The sequence below is a fragment of the Streptomyces sp. NBC_00775 genome (assembly GCF_036347135.1).
Classification (GTDB): domain Bacteria; phylum Actinomycetota; class Actinomycetes; order Streptomycetales; family Streptomycetaceae; genus Streptomyces; species Streptomyces lutosisoli.
The window spans coordinates 9,392,512-9,407,846 of sequence record NZ_CP108938.1 but is presented as its reverse complement, the minus strand read 5'-3'; the positions used below and the strand labels follow the sequence as shown (position 1 = coordinate 9,407,846).

General features: G+C 70.3%; 12 protein-coding genes. 5 read left to right on the top strand and 7 right to left on the bottom strand.

Annotated features, from left to right (window positions below; genetic code table 11):
* The first annotated feature begins 65 nt into the window (after nucleotides 1-65).
* Nucleotides 66-746, top strand: coding sequence for a class I SAM-dependent DNA methyltransferase (locus OIC96_RS41850; protein ID WP_330302833.1), 681 nt, complete (start codon nucleotides 66-68; stop codon nucleotides 744-746).
* Between the two features lie 184 nt (nucleotides 747-930).
* Nucleotides 931-2,580, top strand: a complete 1,650-nt coding sequence (locus OIC96_RS41845; protein ID WP_330309999.1) for an ATP-binding SpoIIE family protein phosphatase — start codon at nucleotides 931-933, stop codon at nucleotides 2,578-2,580.
* A 46-nt stretch (nucleotides 2,581-2,626) separates the two neighbouring features.
* On the opposite strand, the gene OIC96_RS41840 is transcribed toward OIC96_RS41845, so the two are convergent.
* Nucleotides 2,627-3,169 carry a hypothetical protein gene (locus OIC96_RS41840; protein ID WP_330302834.1) on the bottom strand — a complete coding sequence of 181 codons (543 nt, stop codon included), beginning with the start codon at nucleotides 3,167-3,169 and terminating at the stop codon, nucleotides 2,627-2,629.
* Between the two features lie 487 nt (nucleotides 3,170-3,656).
* Between OIC96_RS41840 and OIC96_RS41835 the strand changes: the two genes are divergently transcribed.
* Complete coding sequence (locus tag OIC96_RS41835) at nucleotides 3,657-4,301, top strand: hypothetical protein (protein ID WP_330302835.1); 645 nt, start codon at nucleotides 3,657-3,659, stop codon at nucleotides 4,299-4,301.
* Here the strand turns inward: OIC96_RS41835 and OIC96_RS41830 are convergent.
* Nucleotides 4,268-4,894 (bottom strand): DJ-1/PfpI family protein, encoded by a 627-nt coding sequence (locus tag OIC96_RS41830; protein WP_330302836.1) that lies wholly within the window; start codon nucleotides 4,892-4,894, stop codon nucleotides 4,268-4,270. The genes OIC96_RS41835 and OIC96_RS41830 overlap by 34 nt on opposite strands.
* Nucleotides 4,895-5,025: 131 nt before the next feature.
* Between OIC96_RS41830 and OIC96_RS41825 the strand changes: the two genes are divergently transcribed.
* Nucleotides 5,026-6,363, top strand: coding sequence for an aminotransferase-like domain-containing protein (locus tag OIC96_RS41825; protein ID WP_330302837.1), 1,338 nt, complete (start codon nucleotides 5,026-5,028; stop codon nucleotides 6,361-6,363).
* 102 nt (nucleotides 6,364-6,465) lie between these two features.
* Here OIC96_RS41825 and OIC96_RS41820 read toward each other — a convergent pair whose 3' ends face one another.
* Both OIC96_RS41820 and OIC96_RS41815 read right to left on the bottom strand, forming a co-directional pair.
* Nucleotides 6,466-8,889 carry a SpoIIE family protein phosphatase gene (locus OIC96_RS41820; protein ID WP_330302838.1) on the bottom strand — a complete coding sequence of 808 codons (2,424 nt, stop codon included), beginning with the start codon at nucleotides 8,887-8,889 and terminating at the stop codon, nucleotides 6,466-6,468.
* A gap of 226 nt (nucleotides 8,890-9,115) precedes the next feature.
* The gene (locus tag OIC96_RS41815; RefSeq protein ID WP_330302839.1) at nucleotides 9,116-10,321 is read right to left on the bottom strand and encodes an MFS transporter; all 1,206 of its coding nucleotides are present in this window, start codon (nucleotides 10,319-10,321) and stop codon (nucleotides 9,116-9,118) included.
* A 207-nt stretch (nucleotides 10,322-10,528) separates the two neighbouring features.
* Here OIC96_RS41815 and OIC96_RS41810 point away from each other — a divergent pair, with 207 nt between their 5' ends.
* Nucleotides 10,529-11,602, top strand: a complete 1,074-nt coding sequence (locus OIC96_RS41810; RefSeq protein WP_330302840.1) for an AraC family transcriptional regulator — start codon at nucleotides 10,529-10,531, stop codon at nucleotides 11,600-11,602.
* Nucleotides 11,603-11,619: 17 nt separating this feature from the next.
* Here the strand turns inward: OIC96_RS41810 and OIC96_RS41805 are convergent, their stop codons facing one another.
* The 3 genes from OIC96_RS41805 to OIC96_RS41795 are packed head-to-tail and all read right to left on the bottom strand — an operon-like array spanning nucleotide 11,620 to nucleotide 15,250.
* Entirely contained in the window at nucleotides 11,620-13,032 is a 1,413-nt protein-coding gene (locus tag OIC96_RS41805; protein WP_330302841.1) for an aldehyde dehydrogenase family protein, read from the bottom strand.
* Complete coding sequence (locus OIC96_RS41800) at nucleotides 13,029-13,907, bottom strand: SDR family NAD(P)-dependent oxidoreductase (protein WP_330302842.1); 879 nt, start codon at nucleotides 13,905-13,907, stop codon at nucleotides 13,029-13,031. The genes OIC96_RS41805 and OIC96_RS41800 overlap by 4 nt, the downstream gene beginning before the upstream one ends.
* Nucleotides 13,904-15,250, bottom strand: coding sequence for a flavin-containing monooxygenase (locus tag OIC96_RS41795; RefSeq protein WP_330302843.1), 1,347 nt, complete (start codon nucleotides 15,248-15,250; stop codon nucleotides 13,904-13,906). The genes OIC96_RS41800 and OIC96_RS41795 overlap by 4 nt, the downstream gene beginning before the upstream one ends.
* Between the last annotated feature and the right edge of the window lie 85 nt (nucleotides 15,251-15,335).

The window sequence follows — 15,335 nt, the reverse complement described above, 5'->3', positions numbered from 1 at the left end:
AGCGAACCCGCCCGATTGTGCCTGATTATGGGACAATCCACCGTGTGCAACGAGAGGTAACTTTCGTGACCAGCAGTGACCATGGGACCGATGACGAGACCCTGCGGCTCGACCGTACGGGTCAGGCCGAGGCGTTCGACGCCATCGGCGACCGCTACCACGAGGCCTTCCCCCACAAGGAGGGCCAGATTTCCGCGGGCGAATGGCTGATCGCATCCCTCCCGGCGGGATCCCGCGTGCTCGACCTCGGCTGCGGCACCGGAGTGCCTACCGCACGCCAGTTGACGGACGCGGGCTTCGAGCTCGTGGGCGTCGATCTGTCCGGTGGGATGGTGAAACTCGCCCGGGAGTACGTCCCGGAAGCCACGTTCCACCAGCTGGACCTCGCCGACCTGCGACCGGGCGGCCGCCACGACCTGGGCCGCTTCGACGCCGTTGCGGCCTTCTTCTCGCTGCTGATGCTGCCGCGCGGAGAGATTCCCCTCGCACTGCGCACGATCCACCACCTGTTGGTTCCCGGCGGCCTGTTCGTCCTCTCGATGGTGGAAGCCGACGTGGACGACTTCGAGATCCCGTTCCTCGGACACACGATCCGGGTCTCCGGCTACCTGCTGGAGGACCTCCGCCTTGTCCTCGAGACCGGAGGCTTCGAGATCGTCAAGGAGACCTCCTACACCTACGCCCCCGCGGTCGCCGACGTCCCGCCCGAGGAACAGCTCTTCCTCTGCTGCAGGCGGCGTGACTGAGAACGCGCGAGCCGGCACGGGCGGACCTGTGACACGACTGGATGGAACGAAAGGCGTGACGGAGCACCACGGGCACCCCTCCCCCGGCCGCCGTGGACGACAGGACGCGGTGACAGGCAGCACCGGGCCGCAGACCGACCGGCTTCGGTATCTCGACGTGGCGACTCGGCGGATCGCCCGCGGGATGGACCTGGACGAGACGCTCCGGGAACTGCGCCGGGCAGCCGTTCCCGCGTTCGCGGATTCGATCATCATCCATCTGCAGGATCCGCTGCCCGTCGGGGACGAGAAGTCGGCCGCGCCCGTCGCCCTGCATCTGCACAGCATCGACAGCGCGCCGGAGCTCGCGGACACCGAACGGACACGGACAGCCGGGCTGAAGAGCCTTCCCCTGCGCTCGGATGTCGCCGAGCGCGTGCATCCGGTCACGGGCGGCCGCCTCGCCAGGCTGCTCCTGGCCGGGCGGCCGGCGTTCGGCGACACACCGGGGGTCGCGCTCGCGGTCGCCGAGCTGCTCGGGCCCGTGGCGCAGGCGCCAGGGATGCTGCCGCCGGGCCGCAGCCAGATCATCGCCCCGCTGCACGGCCGCCACCACGTCGTAGGCACCGTCGTGCTGCTGCGCCGGCCCGACCGGCTCGCCTTCACCGGTGACGACCTGCTCGTCGCCTCACAGCTCGCGACACACACCGCCATCGGCGTCCAGAAGGCGGTGATGTACGGACACGAGGCCTCCGTGGCGGACACCTTGCAGCACACCATGCTCCCGTCGTCACTGCCCGAGCCCACCGGCGTCCGGCTGGCCAGCCGTTACCTGCCCGCCTCGAAGACCGCCCAGGTCGGCGGCGACTGGTACGACGCGATCCCCCTGTCCGGCAACCGCGTGGCGCTGATCGTCGGCGATGTCATGGGTCATTCCATGACCTCGGCCGCGATCATGGGCCAGCTGCGCACGATCGTGCAGACCCTCGCCGGACTCGACCTGCCTCCGGACGAGGTCATGCACCACCTCGACGAGCAGGCCCTGCGCCTGGGCAGCGACCACATCGCGACCTGTCTCTACGCGATCTACGACCCGATCTCGCACCGGCTGCTCATGGCGAGCGCCGGCCATCCGCCCGCGGTCCTCCTGCACCCGGACGGCCAAGCGGAGGTGCTGCGCATCCCACCGGGCGCACCGATCGGCGTCGGCGGCGTCGCCTTCGAATCCGTGGAGATGGCCGCGCCCACCGGAGCGACCCTGCTGCTGTACACCGACGGCCTCGTCGAGTCCCGCGACACGGACGTGGGAACAGGCATCGAGGCCCTGCGCACCCATCTCCAAGCCGCCCTGCACGGGCACGCCGCCCCCTCACTGGAGCTCCTGTGCGACCAGCTCCTGGGGACCATGGCCCCGGGCGCCCGGGACGACGACATCGCGCTGCTCACCGCCCGGTTCGAGGGCTTCCCTCCGGACAGCGTCGGATACTGGTACCTCGACCCCCACCCGCTGACCGCGGGACAGGCACGCCGCCTGACCCGCAGGGCACTGCGCCGCTGGGGCCTGGAATCCTTGCTCGACTCGACGGAACTCATGGTCAGCGAGGTCGTGACGAACGCCGTACGCTACGCCTCACGCCCCATCGCCTTGCGCCTGCTCCGCACCGACGTACTCCGCTGCGAGGTGACCGACGACTCGCCGCAGGTGCCCCGGATGCGGCGGGCGGCACCAGGCGACGAAGGCGGCCGTGGCCTGTTCCTCGTCGATCAACTCGCCCTGCGCTGGGGGGCGACGAGGCTCAGCAGGGGCAAGGTCGTCTGGTTCGAGCAGCAGATCCCGAGGAACGGGAACACCTGAAGGAAACCTGGGCGGCCTGCACGTCTTGACGTTCATCCCGGGAGGCTCAACCGCGCGTGAGCCGGCCCGTGCTGCGCAGGGGAAGCCGGGCAGTCACCCGAGTCTCGTCCTGTTCGGTGTGGTGGATGAGCTCCCCTTCGAGTGTGGTGATCCGATCGGCAAGGTCGGTGAGGTCCGGCAGCCGGCCTTTCACCGTGACGCAGGCGGTCAGTTGTCCGTCACGACTGTCGACGGAGCCCCTCGTTGACCTGCTCTCGCTCATCCGAGCCACCACCAGGTACACCGTGGATTCCAGGACGTCGGAGTAGCGCACGCGCGGGACATCATCGATGCGAAGGTCTCGGGTTTGCCCCAGTGCTTCGAGGGCGACGGCAAGGCCGGCCTCCTTCAGCAGGACAGGGTGGAGTCCGCGCGCCAGCCGTCTGAGCTCGGAGACGGCCTGTTCGAGCTCCGCCTCGGCCAGGTCCAGCCGGCGTGCGGGAGTCGTCGCGCGCATGTCGGCCCGCTCATGGCGATGGCCGGGGCGTGCTGGTTCCTGGGCAGCGTCTTTCCCGGCCTGGTGTTCCTCCACCGGGGACCGCTGGTCCATCTGCACCTGTCCTGTCCGATCGGGCGGCTGCACCGGCGGCCGGCCGCTGTCGTGGTCCTCGCCGCCTATGCGGCGGCGGTCTACGAGGGTTTCGCACGGACGCCGTGGCTGACCGTGGGACTGTCGGCTCTCTTCGTCGCGGCAGCCCACGACGTCTTCGCCCGGACGTCGGGACCCGCCAGGAGGGCAGGGCGGTCGGCGCTGGCCGCCGCGCTGGTCTTCGCCGGCGTGCTGGCCCTGGGCAGCGCCAACGTGCTGCTGGAGTGGGGCGCGGACCGCGCTGTCGTGCTGGTCTACGACGCGGCCGTCTGCCTGGTGGTGATCTGGCTGACGGTGGATCTGCTGTACGGGCGCTGGACCGAGGCCACCGTCTCCGACCTCGTCACGCAGCTCGGTCGGCGCACGGACACCGCGGGACTACAGGCCCAACTGGCCCGGGCCTTGGGCGATCCCGGCCTGACGCTGGGTTACTGGGTGCCGTGGCAGCATGCGTACGTCGACGAGACCGGCCGTCGACTCGAGGTCGACGGGCGCACCACAGGACGGGTGGCAACGGCTGTCGAGAACGACGGGGAGCCCGTCGCCGTACTCATCCACGACCCCGGTACTGGACGACCCGAAGCTGGTCGACGGGGCCACCGCGGCGCTGCGCCTGGCCGTCACCAACGCGCGGATGAGGGCGGAAGTCCGCGCCCGCACGGCCGGGCTCGCCGCGTCACGCCGCCGCATCGTGGAGGCGGCCGACGCCCAGCGGCGGGCGCAGGAGGCGGAGCTGGCCACGGGTGCGCAACGCCACCTCGCCCAGGCGGGGCTCCACCTCGCCGCCCTTGAGACCGAGGCGGGTGACGAACTGCGCGCTGTGCTTGCGGAGGTGCGGGCCGAGGTGGCCACCGCCCTGCGCGAACTCGCCCAGTTCGCACAGGGGGTCAGGCCGCAGAGCCTTACCGCCGGTGGGCTCGGCGCCGCACTGCCGCTGCTCGCCGGCCGGGCCGGGCTGCCGGTCTCGGTGGCGTTCGGGGTCGGCAGACTGCCGCCTCCGGTCGAGGCGGCCGCCGGCGGTCATGGCTGCCTGGCCGGTCGCTGCTCGCGACGGGTTGTTCAGACGAGCGCCGGTGCGGCAGCCGGCAGGTAGGGGGTGATGTTGCGCCAGGCGCGCTCCATGTATTCCTCCTTCTCGCCGACCGGGGCGACATAGTGCAGCGCGCCGTCGGCGGCCTCCTTGCCCTGGAGGCGGGCGATGATCCAGGCCGCGAGGTAGTGCGAGGCCAGGCAGCCGCCGGCGGTGGCGATGTTGTCCTTGGCGTAGAAGGGCTGGTTGAGTACCTCGACGCCGGCGGCGACGACCCAGGGCTTGGTGATCAGGTCGGTGCAGGCGGGGATGCCGCCCAGCAGGCCGAGCTTGGCCAGCACGAGCGCGCCGGAGCACTGGGCCGCGATGAGCTGGCGCGAGGGGTCCAGGCGGCGCAGGATGTCCATGATCGCCGGGTCCTCGACGACCTCGCGGGTGGCGATGCCACTGCCCACGATGACGGCGTCGGCGGCGCACGCCTCCTCAAGGGTGGACATCTGCTCGATGACCACCCCGTTCATCGACGTCACCTTGGGGCTGGGGGTGGCGATGGTGACGCGCCAGTCGTCGTTCTTGATGCGGTTGAGCACACCGAGCGCGATCAGGGAGTCGAGCTCGTTGTAGCCCTCGAAGGTGAGGATGGCGATGTGCGGCACGGCGGCTGTCCTTCCGGCTGGGTAGGCGGGTTTTGACGGTGGGTTCTGACGGTGGGTTCTGACGGTGGGTTCCGACGGTAAGGACCCGCGAACAGGACAGTCAAAGAATTGTCATGGATACAATCCGGTGCATGGCAGCCCCGCGGTACAAAACGCTGGTCGACGCGCTCGCCTCCGACATCCGGACCGGGCGGCTCGCCGCGGGCGTACGGCTGCCGACGCACCGCGGGCTCGCCGCCCGTGAGGGCATCGCCGTGGTGACCGCGACCCGGGTGTACGCCGAGCTGGAAAGCATGGGGCTGGTGAGCCGCGAACAGGGCCGCGGCACGTTCGTGCGCGACATCGCGGTTCCCGCCGGCCACGGCATCGACCAGCAGGTCGTCGCCACGGACGCGGTCGACCTCAACTTCAACTATCCGTCGCTGCCCGGGCAGGCCGATCTCCTTCGGCAGGCGCTGCGAGAGGTGGCCACCTCCGGCGACCTCGACACCCTGCTGCGCTACCAGCCACACCGAGGGCGCCCCCAGGACAGAGCCTCGATCGCACGACACCTCAGACGCCGGGGCATCACCACCGACGCGGACCGGATCCTCATCGCCAACGGCGCGCAGCACGGCCTGGCCATCACCGTCATGGCCATGCTCAACGCCGGCGACGTCGTCGCGGTCGACGCTCTCACCTACCCGGGTTTCAAGGTGCTCGCGCATGCCTTTCATCTCGACCTGGCGCCCATCCCCGCAACCGCCGACGGACCGAATCTCGACGCCCTGGAGAAGCTGTGCGTAACCCGCCCGGTGCGCGCGGTCTACACCATGCCCACCTTGCACAACCCGCTGGGCTGGGTCATGCCGGCAACCGACCGCACCCGCCTGATCGAGATCGCCCGACACCACGGCGCGCTCATCATCGAAGACGCTTCCTACGCCTACCTGGCCGAGAACCCTCCACCGCCGCTGGCAGCGACCGCGCCGGACATCACCGTCTACGTCTCCGGACTGTCCAAGAGCATCGCCACCGGCCTCCGGGTCGGCTTCGTCGTCGCCCCGCCCTCCACGGTGCCGTCTCTCGAACGCGCGATCCGGGCGACCACCTGGAACACCCCGGCCCTCACCACCGCCATCGCCTGCCGCTGGCTCGACGACGGCACGGTGGACCACCTGGAAGCGCAGAAACGAGACGACGCCAAGGCCCGCCAAGCAATCGCCAGACAGGAGCTGGCAGGCCTACCACTCGTCGGCCACCCCTCGTCCTACTTCACCTGGCTGCCGCTGCCCGACGACGCACGCGCCGACCGCCTGACCGCCACCCTCGCACGTCAGCACATCTCGGTATCCACGGCCGAACCGTTCACCACCTCGCCGCACACACCCCAGGCGATCCGCCTCGCTCTGGGCTCGACCGACCTGGACAGCCTCCGGTCGACGCTGCGCACAGTGCGCCGAGTCACCGTCGAGGACGCCTACGCTTGAAGCCGGCGGCGCTCCACGAGCCATGCCCTTCGAGGGCAACAGCTTCGAGCTCATCGGCCTCTCGTCGCGACAGCGAGGGGCAGGATGGCGCACGCCCGACCGTCAGCTGGGAAGTGGCTGCTCGGCCCAGATGGTCTTACCCCGTTCGCTGTACCGAGTCCCCCAGTTCTGCGTGAGCTGGGTGATGAGGTAGAGACCGCGTCCGCCCTCGTCCGTGTCCTGGGCCCGCCTCACGTGGGGGGAGGTGCTGCTGCCGTCCGACACCTCGCAGATCAGGTTGTGGTCCCAAATGAGGCGGAGCGTGATCGGCTCGCCGCCGTGGCGCATCGCGTTCGTCACCAGCTCACTGACGATCAGCTCGGTGGTGAACGACTCCTCCTCCAGCCCCCACAACGCCATCTGCTGTGCCGTCAGGTCCCTCGCCTGGCCGACCATCTTCTCCTGCGCCTCGATCTCCCAGGTGACATGACTGTCCGGAGCCAGGCCGCTCATCCGGGCCGCCAGGACGGCCACGTCGTCGTGACGGCCCGGCAGAAGCAGTTCACGGATCAACGTGTCGCACACCTCCTGCGGAGTGGCCGACACAGGAGTGCGGGAGAGGGTGTCCCGCATGCGGGACAACCCGGTGTCGAGATCCTGTTCACGAGATTCCAGCAGTCCGTCGGTGTAGAGGACGAGGAGGTCCCCATCGCTCAGGGTGATCTCACGCTCTTCGAATACGACACCGCCCAGGCCCAGTGGCGGGCCGCCGGGCAGGTCGACGAAGTCGACACCGCCGTCCACCGACACCACCGCAGGTGGCGGATGACCAGCGCGTGCCAGGTGGCAGTGGCGCGACACCGGGTCGTACACCGCGTACAGACAGGTCGCTCCCGTCACCAGGGACCCTTCGTCGCCGCGCTCGTCGAGGAAGCGGTTCATCTGGTCATCCAGATGGATGAGGAGCTCTTCGGGGGACAGATCGAGATCCGCGAGCGTGCGTACGGCGCTGCGCAGGCGGCCCATGGTCACGGCGGACTGCAGATCGTGTCCGACCACGTCGCCCACCACGAGCGCCACCCGTGCGCCGGACAGGGGGATCACGTCGAACCAGTCGCCGCCCAGCCCTGTGTGCTCGCTCGCCGGCAGATACCGGGACGCCGTCCGCGCCGCCGACGGCGACGGCAGCCGCTGGGGGAGCAGACTCCGCCGGAGGGTCCGTGCCGTCGTCCGCTCCCGGTGGTACCGGCTGGCATTGTCGACACATACCGCCGCGCGGGTCACGATCTGCTCGGCCAGCAGCACGTCGTCGGGCTCGAACCGGCGGGGACTGCGGGAGCGCATGAAGACGGCGGTGCCGAGCGCGAGGTCCCGGGCAAGCATGGGGACGAGAAGCCAGGAATGGACTTCCGTCCCGCCGTCCGGCGACCGCCGTGGGAGGACTGCGGCGGTACACGTGCGCAGCTGCTCGTCCGCAAGGAGGATGGACTCGCCTTTCGCAAGGGCGTCGAGGAACGGCGAGCCGGGCGCCGTCGCGCGCGCGTCGTGGTCGCCCACCATCGGCCCGGCCCCGCCCGGACCCAAGTCTTCGGCTGCTCCGCTGCATGCGGCCCGGCGGAGCAGCGGGGGACGCTGCCGCCGGTCGCCGGCCGGCTCCCTACCGGGGAAGACGGAGTCCAGTAGGTCGACGTGGCAGATGTCGGCAAAGTGGGGCACCGCGACCTCGGCCAGTTCCCGGGCCGTGCCCCAGAGGTCCAGGGTGGTGCCGATCCGGGTGGCGGCCTCGTTCGCCAGCACCAGCCGCTCCCGCGACCGGACCCGCTGGGTCACGTCGGAGAGCACATGGGCCAGCGCGACCACCGTCCCGGACGTGTTCCTGAGGGGCAGGATGGACTCGGACCACACGTACTCGCGCGGCGAACTGGGTATGTGGTGGCCGACGACCTCAGTGCCGATGAGGGCCTCGCCGGTCTCCAGCACGCGCCGCTGCCGCGCCTCCAGGGCATCGATGTCCAGCAGGCCCATCGGGGCCATCTCGCGCATCGTGTGTCCGGAGTACGCGGTCCCCCGGAACACTCCGGCGCGTCGCTCCGTGAGGTTCTGAGCGACGAACCGAAGCTCCCTGTCGAAGAGATCGATGTGGAACGGGGAGTCGGTGAACAGTCCCTTCAACAGGGCACGCCCGAACTCGTATGTGCGGAACACCTCCGCGCCAACCGCCTGAACGAGCCACTGACGTTCACCATTGACGGAGGTGAGGGAGCGCACCCAGACCTCGGCCTCCAGCGGCTCCCCGCTGCGCTGCCGCAACACCAGGGACGCCCGACGAACGCCCTTGTCCCACCGCTGGAGCATGTCCGCCGCATCAGCGGAGTCGTGGAGGAGCTCGTCCGCACGATGGCCGAGGATCTCCCGCACCGTGTAGCCGAGCATCTTCCGGGCTCCCGGCCCCCAGGCCGCCACTCGCGCGCGGGCGTCCAGCAGGGCTTCCGCTTCGCCCCCGGGCTCCGGGGACTCACCGACGCCGCGGAAGGTGATGTCGCGCATTCTCCACCTCGAGCACATCCGTGCCTGGCTAGGACTGTGCGCCTTTTATGGTAATTGTCCAATAGGTGCTACCGACGGGCATGGTGACTACTCTGGGCGCCAAATGGTGTCGGACGGTTACGACCCCCGTCGGTGTGGGCGTTGCAGGGTTCTGTCGAACTGTGGCCGACGCGAGGCGGAGACGTACGCATCTCACCAACCCTGAGATCGCCCGCTGACGGCTGACCTACAGGCCGGACAAGCGGCCACGACCCGCACTGAAATGGCGGGCGGCGACCAGGAGAAGAACCGCCAGGGCGGCCGGTGCCGCGTAGGCGAGACGGAACTGGCCGGTGGAGCCGAGGAGTCCGCTCACCGCGCCACCGGTGATGACGCCGACGTAGTTGAAGAGGTTCAGGCGTGCCAGGACCGCCTCCGAGGCAGCGGGACGCAGCCGCGCGGCGGAGGCCAGACACAGCGGAGCCAGGACGGACGCTCCCAGGCCCACCGCCCCGGCCGCGAGAACGGCGAACGGCCAGCTCGGCGCTGCGGCCATGCCTGCCAGGGCGCCCGCGACCAGCAGGGCCGCGGTGCGGACGACGGCGACCGCTCCGAACCGTTGCACGAGGCGGTCGGTGGCGGCGCGGCCGACGACTGTGCCGGCCTGGTAGGCCGCGTACGCCAGCGGCGCGACGGTGAGGGACGCGGCGAGGGTCTGGCGCAGGTAGACCGCCGACCAGGCCGAGACGGTGGAGTCGACGACGTAGACGACGAGGAGTACCAGGCCGAACGGGATGAGCCGGGTCCACAGGCGGCGCCCCAGCGGCAGCTGCGCGACGGTGTCCGGCGGTCCCGCGGAGGAGGAGGGGAGAGCGTGCGTGCGTATGCAGACGGCGAGGAGCAGCACGGTGCATGCCTGAACGCTCAGGCCGACGGCTACGGGCCACTCCAGCCGGGCGGCCCCGGCAGTGAGCAGGGCCGCGACCGCGCCACCCACGCTCCATGCCATGTAGAAGGAGCCGAAAATGCTGCGGCCGTAGGCGCGTTCGATCGCCGCTGCCCGGGCGTTGACCCCGACGTCGAGGGCACCGACAGCGAGCCCGAAGAGGATGTACGCGCAGATGACGGTCGTCTCGTCGGCGGCCCACCCGATCAGCACCAGCGTGGCGGCGGCCGTCAGCACGGCCCCGCGGATCGTGGCGACGGGACCGGCGCGTCGGATCGCGGCCAGACCCAGGAAGCTGCCGCCCCCTGCCATCAGCGCCACCGCGACCATGAGGGTGGTCGTCAGGAGCGGGGCCAGGTTCAGGTGTTCGGTGACAGCGGGGACCGTCGTGTACACGGCTGCGACGGACACCCCTTGCGCGGCGAACGCGAGGGTCGCGCCCCTTCGGGCGCCCTTCCTGGAGACCGGGTGCCCGGCACCCGGCCGAGCTGGAGCATTGAGGGACATGATGCTGTCGCGCCTTCATTTCCTGTGTGCGCTGGGGTGAGTGGTCGGGGACCAGCGAGTCGGATGCCGTGCGGGTTGCCGAAACCGTAGCCAGGCGCGGAAGGCAGGCTCAGGACGCCAGGGGCCGTACAGGGGACTTCGGGGGCCAATGAGCACGACCGGCGATGCCCGCTGCCTACGGTGGTCGCCGAGGAGAAGGTGAGTGCGATGTCCCTTGACCCCGGCCCGGCGGACTCTCCCGGGACCAGCCGCAGCACGTCGGCGACGATCCAGCCGAACATCCTGCGCTATCTCGTCGTGGTCGCCGACGAGCGCGGCGTCGATCTGCGGCCCTTGCTGAGGCAGATGGGACTGGACGAGACGGTCATGCGCTCCGCCGCGCTGCGGGTGTCGTACCGGCAGGGCAGCGCGGTGATCCGGCGTGCGCTGGAGCTCACCGGCGACGAGCGCCTGGGGCTGAAGGTCGGCTCGGCGCAGCACCTGACCGCGTGGGGCCTGCTCGGCTTCGCCCTGATGGCCGACGACACGCTCCAGCTCGCCATCGAAACCGGGGTGAGGTACCAGAACCTGTCCGGGGCGATGGTGGTGTGGTCGGCCGGTGGGGGTGAAGAGGACGAGGCCTTCGTGCTGCGCGCCGATCTTCCCGATCCCGCCATGGACCCGGCCGTGGCTTCCTTCCTGAGCGAGGAGGCGTTCGCCTCCGTGGTCACCCTGTCCAGGCTGGCCGTCGATCCGGCCTTCACACCGAGGGCGGTGGAGTTCTCGTTGCCGCCTCCGCGCCAACTCGACCTGTACGACGCCCTGTTCCGCTGTCCGGTCCGCTTCGGCACCCCCACCAACCGCATGGTCATCGACCCCGCGTGGGCCCGTACCCGGATGCCCGGCCGGGATCCGGTGAGCTACGCGTCGACGCTGGAGACGCTCGACGCGCAGATGGCTTCCCGCCGTGACCAGCAGGATCTGCTGGAGGTGCTGGAGATCTCCGTCGCGCAGGGCCTCCCGGCGGTGCCTTCGTTCGCCGAACAGGCGCGGCGGCATGCGACGAGCGAGCGGACGCTGCGCCGTCGGCTGGCCGACTGCGGCACGACGTACGAGGCACTCGTCGAGGGAGTGCGCCGGGAGCGCGTCGAACAGCTGTTGCTCCGCCCGGAACTGACACTGCGCGACATCGCCCGCCGTGCGGGATTCTCCGACGAACGGGCGCTGCGCCGCGCGGTACGCCGCTGGCACGGCACCTCCCCGGTCCAGCTGCGGGAGCGGATGCGTGCGGATCGCCTGTGAGGCCGAGGTCAGCGGGCTCAGCGGGTGCGGATCCAGATCGTCTTCTCCCGGGTCCACTGGTCGAAGGCGTCGGTGGACTTCTCCGCTCCGCCGAAGCCCGACTGCTTCCAACCGCCGAAAGGGGTGGTGATGTCGCCCTCGCTGTAGGCGTTGACGGAGACCACGCCGGTCTCGATGCCCCGGGCCAGCCTCAGCGCGGTGTCGAGGTCGCGGGTCCAGACCGAGGCGGCGAGCCCGTACTCGGTGGCGTTGGCCCTGCGTACCGCCTCGTCCTCGGAGGTGAAGGTCTGGACGGTGACGACGGGGCCGAACAGTTCCTTGGTGAGGACGTCGCTGCCGTCGGGGGCGCGGGTGATCACGGTGGGCGGGTAGTAGGCGCCGCGCGGAGGCAGCCCGTGGGGCAGTCCCCCGGTGTGGATCTGGGCTCCGCCGGCCCGGGCGGCCTCCACGGCTCCCGCGACCCGGTCGAAGGCGGCGTGGTTGATGAGCGGCCCCATCCGCGTGCGCGGGTGGGCCGGATCGCCGATGACGAGCTCTCTCGCCGCGGCCGTGAACCGCTCCAGGACCTCCTCGGCGATACTGCGGTGAACCAGAACCCGGGAGCCGGCCGTGCAGTTCTGCCCCATGGTCAGGAACGCGGCCTCGATCATGTTGTCGATGAGCTCGTCCCCGTAGGAGAGCGCGTCGGCCATCAGCACCTGGGGGCTCTTGCCGCCCATCTCCAGCGAGACGCGCTTGAAGTTGCTGTCGGCGGCGGCCTTGAGGATGCGGCGACCGGTCGCGGTGGACCCGGTGAAGGAGAGCGCCCCCACGAGGGGATGACGAGCGAGGGCCGCGCCGGCTTCCTGGCCGTACCCGGGCAGTACCGTGAGCACCCCGTCGGGCAGGCCTGCCTCGGCGGCGAGTGCGGCCAGGTGCAGGGCCGAACGCGGGGTCGCCTCGGCGGGCTTGACCAGGAGGCAGTTGCCCGCCGCCAGCGCCGGTCCGACCTTCCACGCGGTCATCGCAAGGGGGTAGTTCCACGGCAGGATCGCCGCGACGACCCCGACCGGTTCCCGGCTCATGAGGCCGAGAGCGTCCGGGCCGCTCGGCGCGAGGCGGCCGAAGACCTTGTCGGCGGCCTCGGCGAACCAGCGGATCGACTCGATCGCGCCCGGTACGTCGCCCGTACGGCACTCCGTGATCGGCTTGCCCGCGTCCTCGCTGTCCAGCCGGGCGAGGATCTCGGCGTCGCGTTCCATGAGGTCGGCCAATCGCAGCAGCACCGCGCCGCGCTCCCGGACCGGCAGCCGCGACCACACCCCGGCGTCGTGGACCCGCCGCGCCTGCTCGGCGGCCTTGGCGACGTCGTCGGCGCTCGCTGCGGGCAGGCTGGTGATCGGCTCCCCAGTGGCGGGGTTGACGACCTGCAGCGTCTCGTTCGTGGTCATGCTTCCTCCACCAGCTCCCAGCGCCCCTCTGTCCGGCGGGCCAGTCCGCGTCTGCGGAGTTCCTCCAGATAGCGGGCCATGCCGCGGTCACCGCGCTTGCGGAACAGCGGGAAGACCCGGGGCAGCAGGTTCGGCATGAGCATCGCGAACCGCACCAGACGGGACTCACCGGGCCGGGGGTAGGCCTCCAGTCGGGGCTTGTCCAGCAGGCTCACCACGGCCGCGACCACGTCGGCGGGCTGCTGGGGCCGGTCCTGGAACTGCATGGAGTTCCCGCCGTCCACGGCTTCCTGACGCAGCATCCGGGTGTCGGTCGCCGAAGGGAGCACCGACCCGGCCAGGATGCCCTTGCTCCTGAGGTCGAGCCCGATGGCGAGCATCGCGCCACGCAGTCCGAACTTGGAGGCGGTGTAGATCGGGGTCTCGCCCAGCGGGAAGATCCCGCCGAGGGAGACCGTGGTGACCACCCGGGCGTCCCGGGAAGCCATGAGAAGAGGAATGGCGATCCGGGTCGCGACCAGCGGAGAGGTCAGGTTGAGGCTGATCTCCCGCTCGATGCTCTCGACGCTGCGGACGTCGAAGCGTTCCGCACTGGTCATGCCCACGTTGTTGACGAGCACGTCGAGGCGGCCGTAGGAGTCGGCGACCAGCTCGAACAACCGCTCCACCTGGGCGCGGTCCATCAGGTCACAGCCGATGCCCGTATGCCCGGCGCCGGGAAGGTCCGCGGCCACCTTCATGGCGCGGGCGTCGTCGATGTCGACGACGATGCAGCGAGCACCGCCGGAGGCGAAGCGACGGCACAGCGCACTGCCGATGCCGCCCGCGCCGCCGGTCACCAGCATGACCTTGTCGGTGAAGCCGAACCCGCTCATGCCGTCACCTCCGCGGGTCGAAGGGACCGCACGGGCGGCGGCTGGCCCTCGGTACGCCAACCCATCTCGCCCGCGACCTTGCCCAGGTACTTCACGAAGGCCCCGCTGTCGACGTAACCGGTGTGGCGGGGCGAGTCGACGAACTTCAGCCCGCCGGAAAGATCCGGGCGGTCGGCGCGGATCCTTTGGGTGAACCGCTCGGCGTTCGGCAGCCGGTGCCGCGCGTCGTGGAGGTACCCGGCGATCAGCTGCGCCTGGGCGTCGAAGAGCTGGTACGCGCCGGAGTTGGTCTCGACGAAGCCGACGCCGAACAGGCCCTGGTGCTCGCGCGAGAACGACGACAGGTACTGGTCCGGGTGCTGCTCGTCGCCGAAGTACCGCTGCGCGACCGGCACTTTGTGGACGTAACCCGTGGCCAGCAGAACGAGATCGAAGTCGTCGCTCGTGCCGTCGGTGAAGTGCACGGTCCGGCCCTCGGTGCGGGCGATCCCGGGCTTGGCGGTGATGTCGCCGTGCTGGAGGTGGTGGATCAGCATCGAGTTGATGGCCGGGTGGGTCTCGAACAGCTTGTGGTCCGGCTTCGGCAGCCCCAGCCGCGTCGGGTCGCCGTTGATGATCCGCAGGAGGGCACCGAAGACCCGCTGCGCCAGCCACATCGGCAGATGCGGCCCGCTGTTGGCGATGGTGTCCACCGGCCGGCCGAACAGGTGCTTGGGGATGAACCAGTACCCGCGCCGCATGCTGATCACCGCGTGGTCCGCGGTTCGGGCCGCGTCGCAGGCTATGTCGCAGCCGGAGTTGCCCGCGCCCACGACCAGGACCCGCTTGCCCCGCAGTTCCTCCGCGCTGCGATAGCCGACGGTGTGCCGGACCTCTCCGCTGAACTCCCCCGGCAGTTCGGGGATGTTGGGGTGCCACTGCGAGCCCGTACACACGACGACCTGCCCGTGCACGCTTTCCCGCCCGTCGGCCCGGGTGACCGTCCAGGTGCCGTCCGCGTTCTTCTCGACGTTCTCGACCTCGACGCCGAACTCGATGCGCTCGGTCAGCCCGTAGGCGTCGGCGAAGGACCGCAGGTACGACAGAATCTGGCGGTGGGGCGGGTAGTCCGCGAAGTGGTCGGGCATCGGAAATCCGCCGAACCCCGACAGGGTTCTGCTGGAGATGAAATGAGCGGACTCGTACATCGGGCTGCCGGGGTTGTCGATGTCCCAGATACCGCCGGGCCCGGCGTGCCGCTCCAGATGCGTGTACGGCAGATTCCGCTCCCCCAGGGCCCTGGCGACCGCCAGCCCGGCAGGTCCCGCCCCGATCACGCACGTATCCAACTGGCTTTCCTGCACAGGCCTGCCTCCTCGTTCATCCCGCTTCACGGGCGTTTGAGGAAACGTATTCACCCGTCGTTCAGCGGGAACTGACCTGCGCGGC

Bases quoted from the DNA above. Each gene is read 5' to 3' on its own strand.
- OIC96_RS41805 (WP_330302841.1), bottom strand. From the start codon at position 13,032: ATGACCACGAACGAGACGCTGCAGGTCGTCAACCCCGCCACTGGGGAG.
- OIC96_RS41820 (WP_330302838.1), bottom strand. From the start codon at position 8,889: ATGCGCGACATCACCTTCCGCGGCGTCGGTGAGTCCCCGGAGCCCGGG.
- OIC96_RS41800 (WP_330302842.1), bottom strand. From the start codon at position 13,907: ATGAGCGGGTTCGGCTTCACCGACAAGGTCATGCTGGTGACCGGCGGC.
- OIC96_RS41825 (WP_330302837.1), top strand. From the start codon at position 5,026: ATGGCAGCCCCGCGGTACAAAACGCTGGTCGACGCGCTCGCCTCCGAC.
- OIC96_RS41810 (WP_330302840.1), top strand. From the start codon at position 10,529: ATGTCCCTTGACCCCGGCCCGGCGGACTCTCCCGGGACCAGCCGCAGC.
- OIC96_RS41845 (WP_330309999.1), top strand. From the start codon at position 931: ATGGACCTGGACGAGACGCTCCGGGAACTGCGCCGGGCAGCCGTTCCC.
- OIC96_RS41815 (WP_330302839.1), bottom strand. From the start codon at position 10,321: ATGTCCCTCAATGCTCCAGCTCGGCCGGGTGCCGGGCACCCGGTCTCC.
- OIC96_RS41840 (WP_330302834.1), bottom strand. From the start codon at position 3,169: ATGGACCAGCGGTCCCCGGTGGAGGAACACCAGGCCGGGAAAGACGCT.
- OIC96_RS41835 (WP_330302835.1), top strand. From the start codon at position 3,657: ATGCGTACGTCGACGAGACCGGCCGTCGACTCGAGGTCGACGGGCGCA.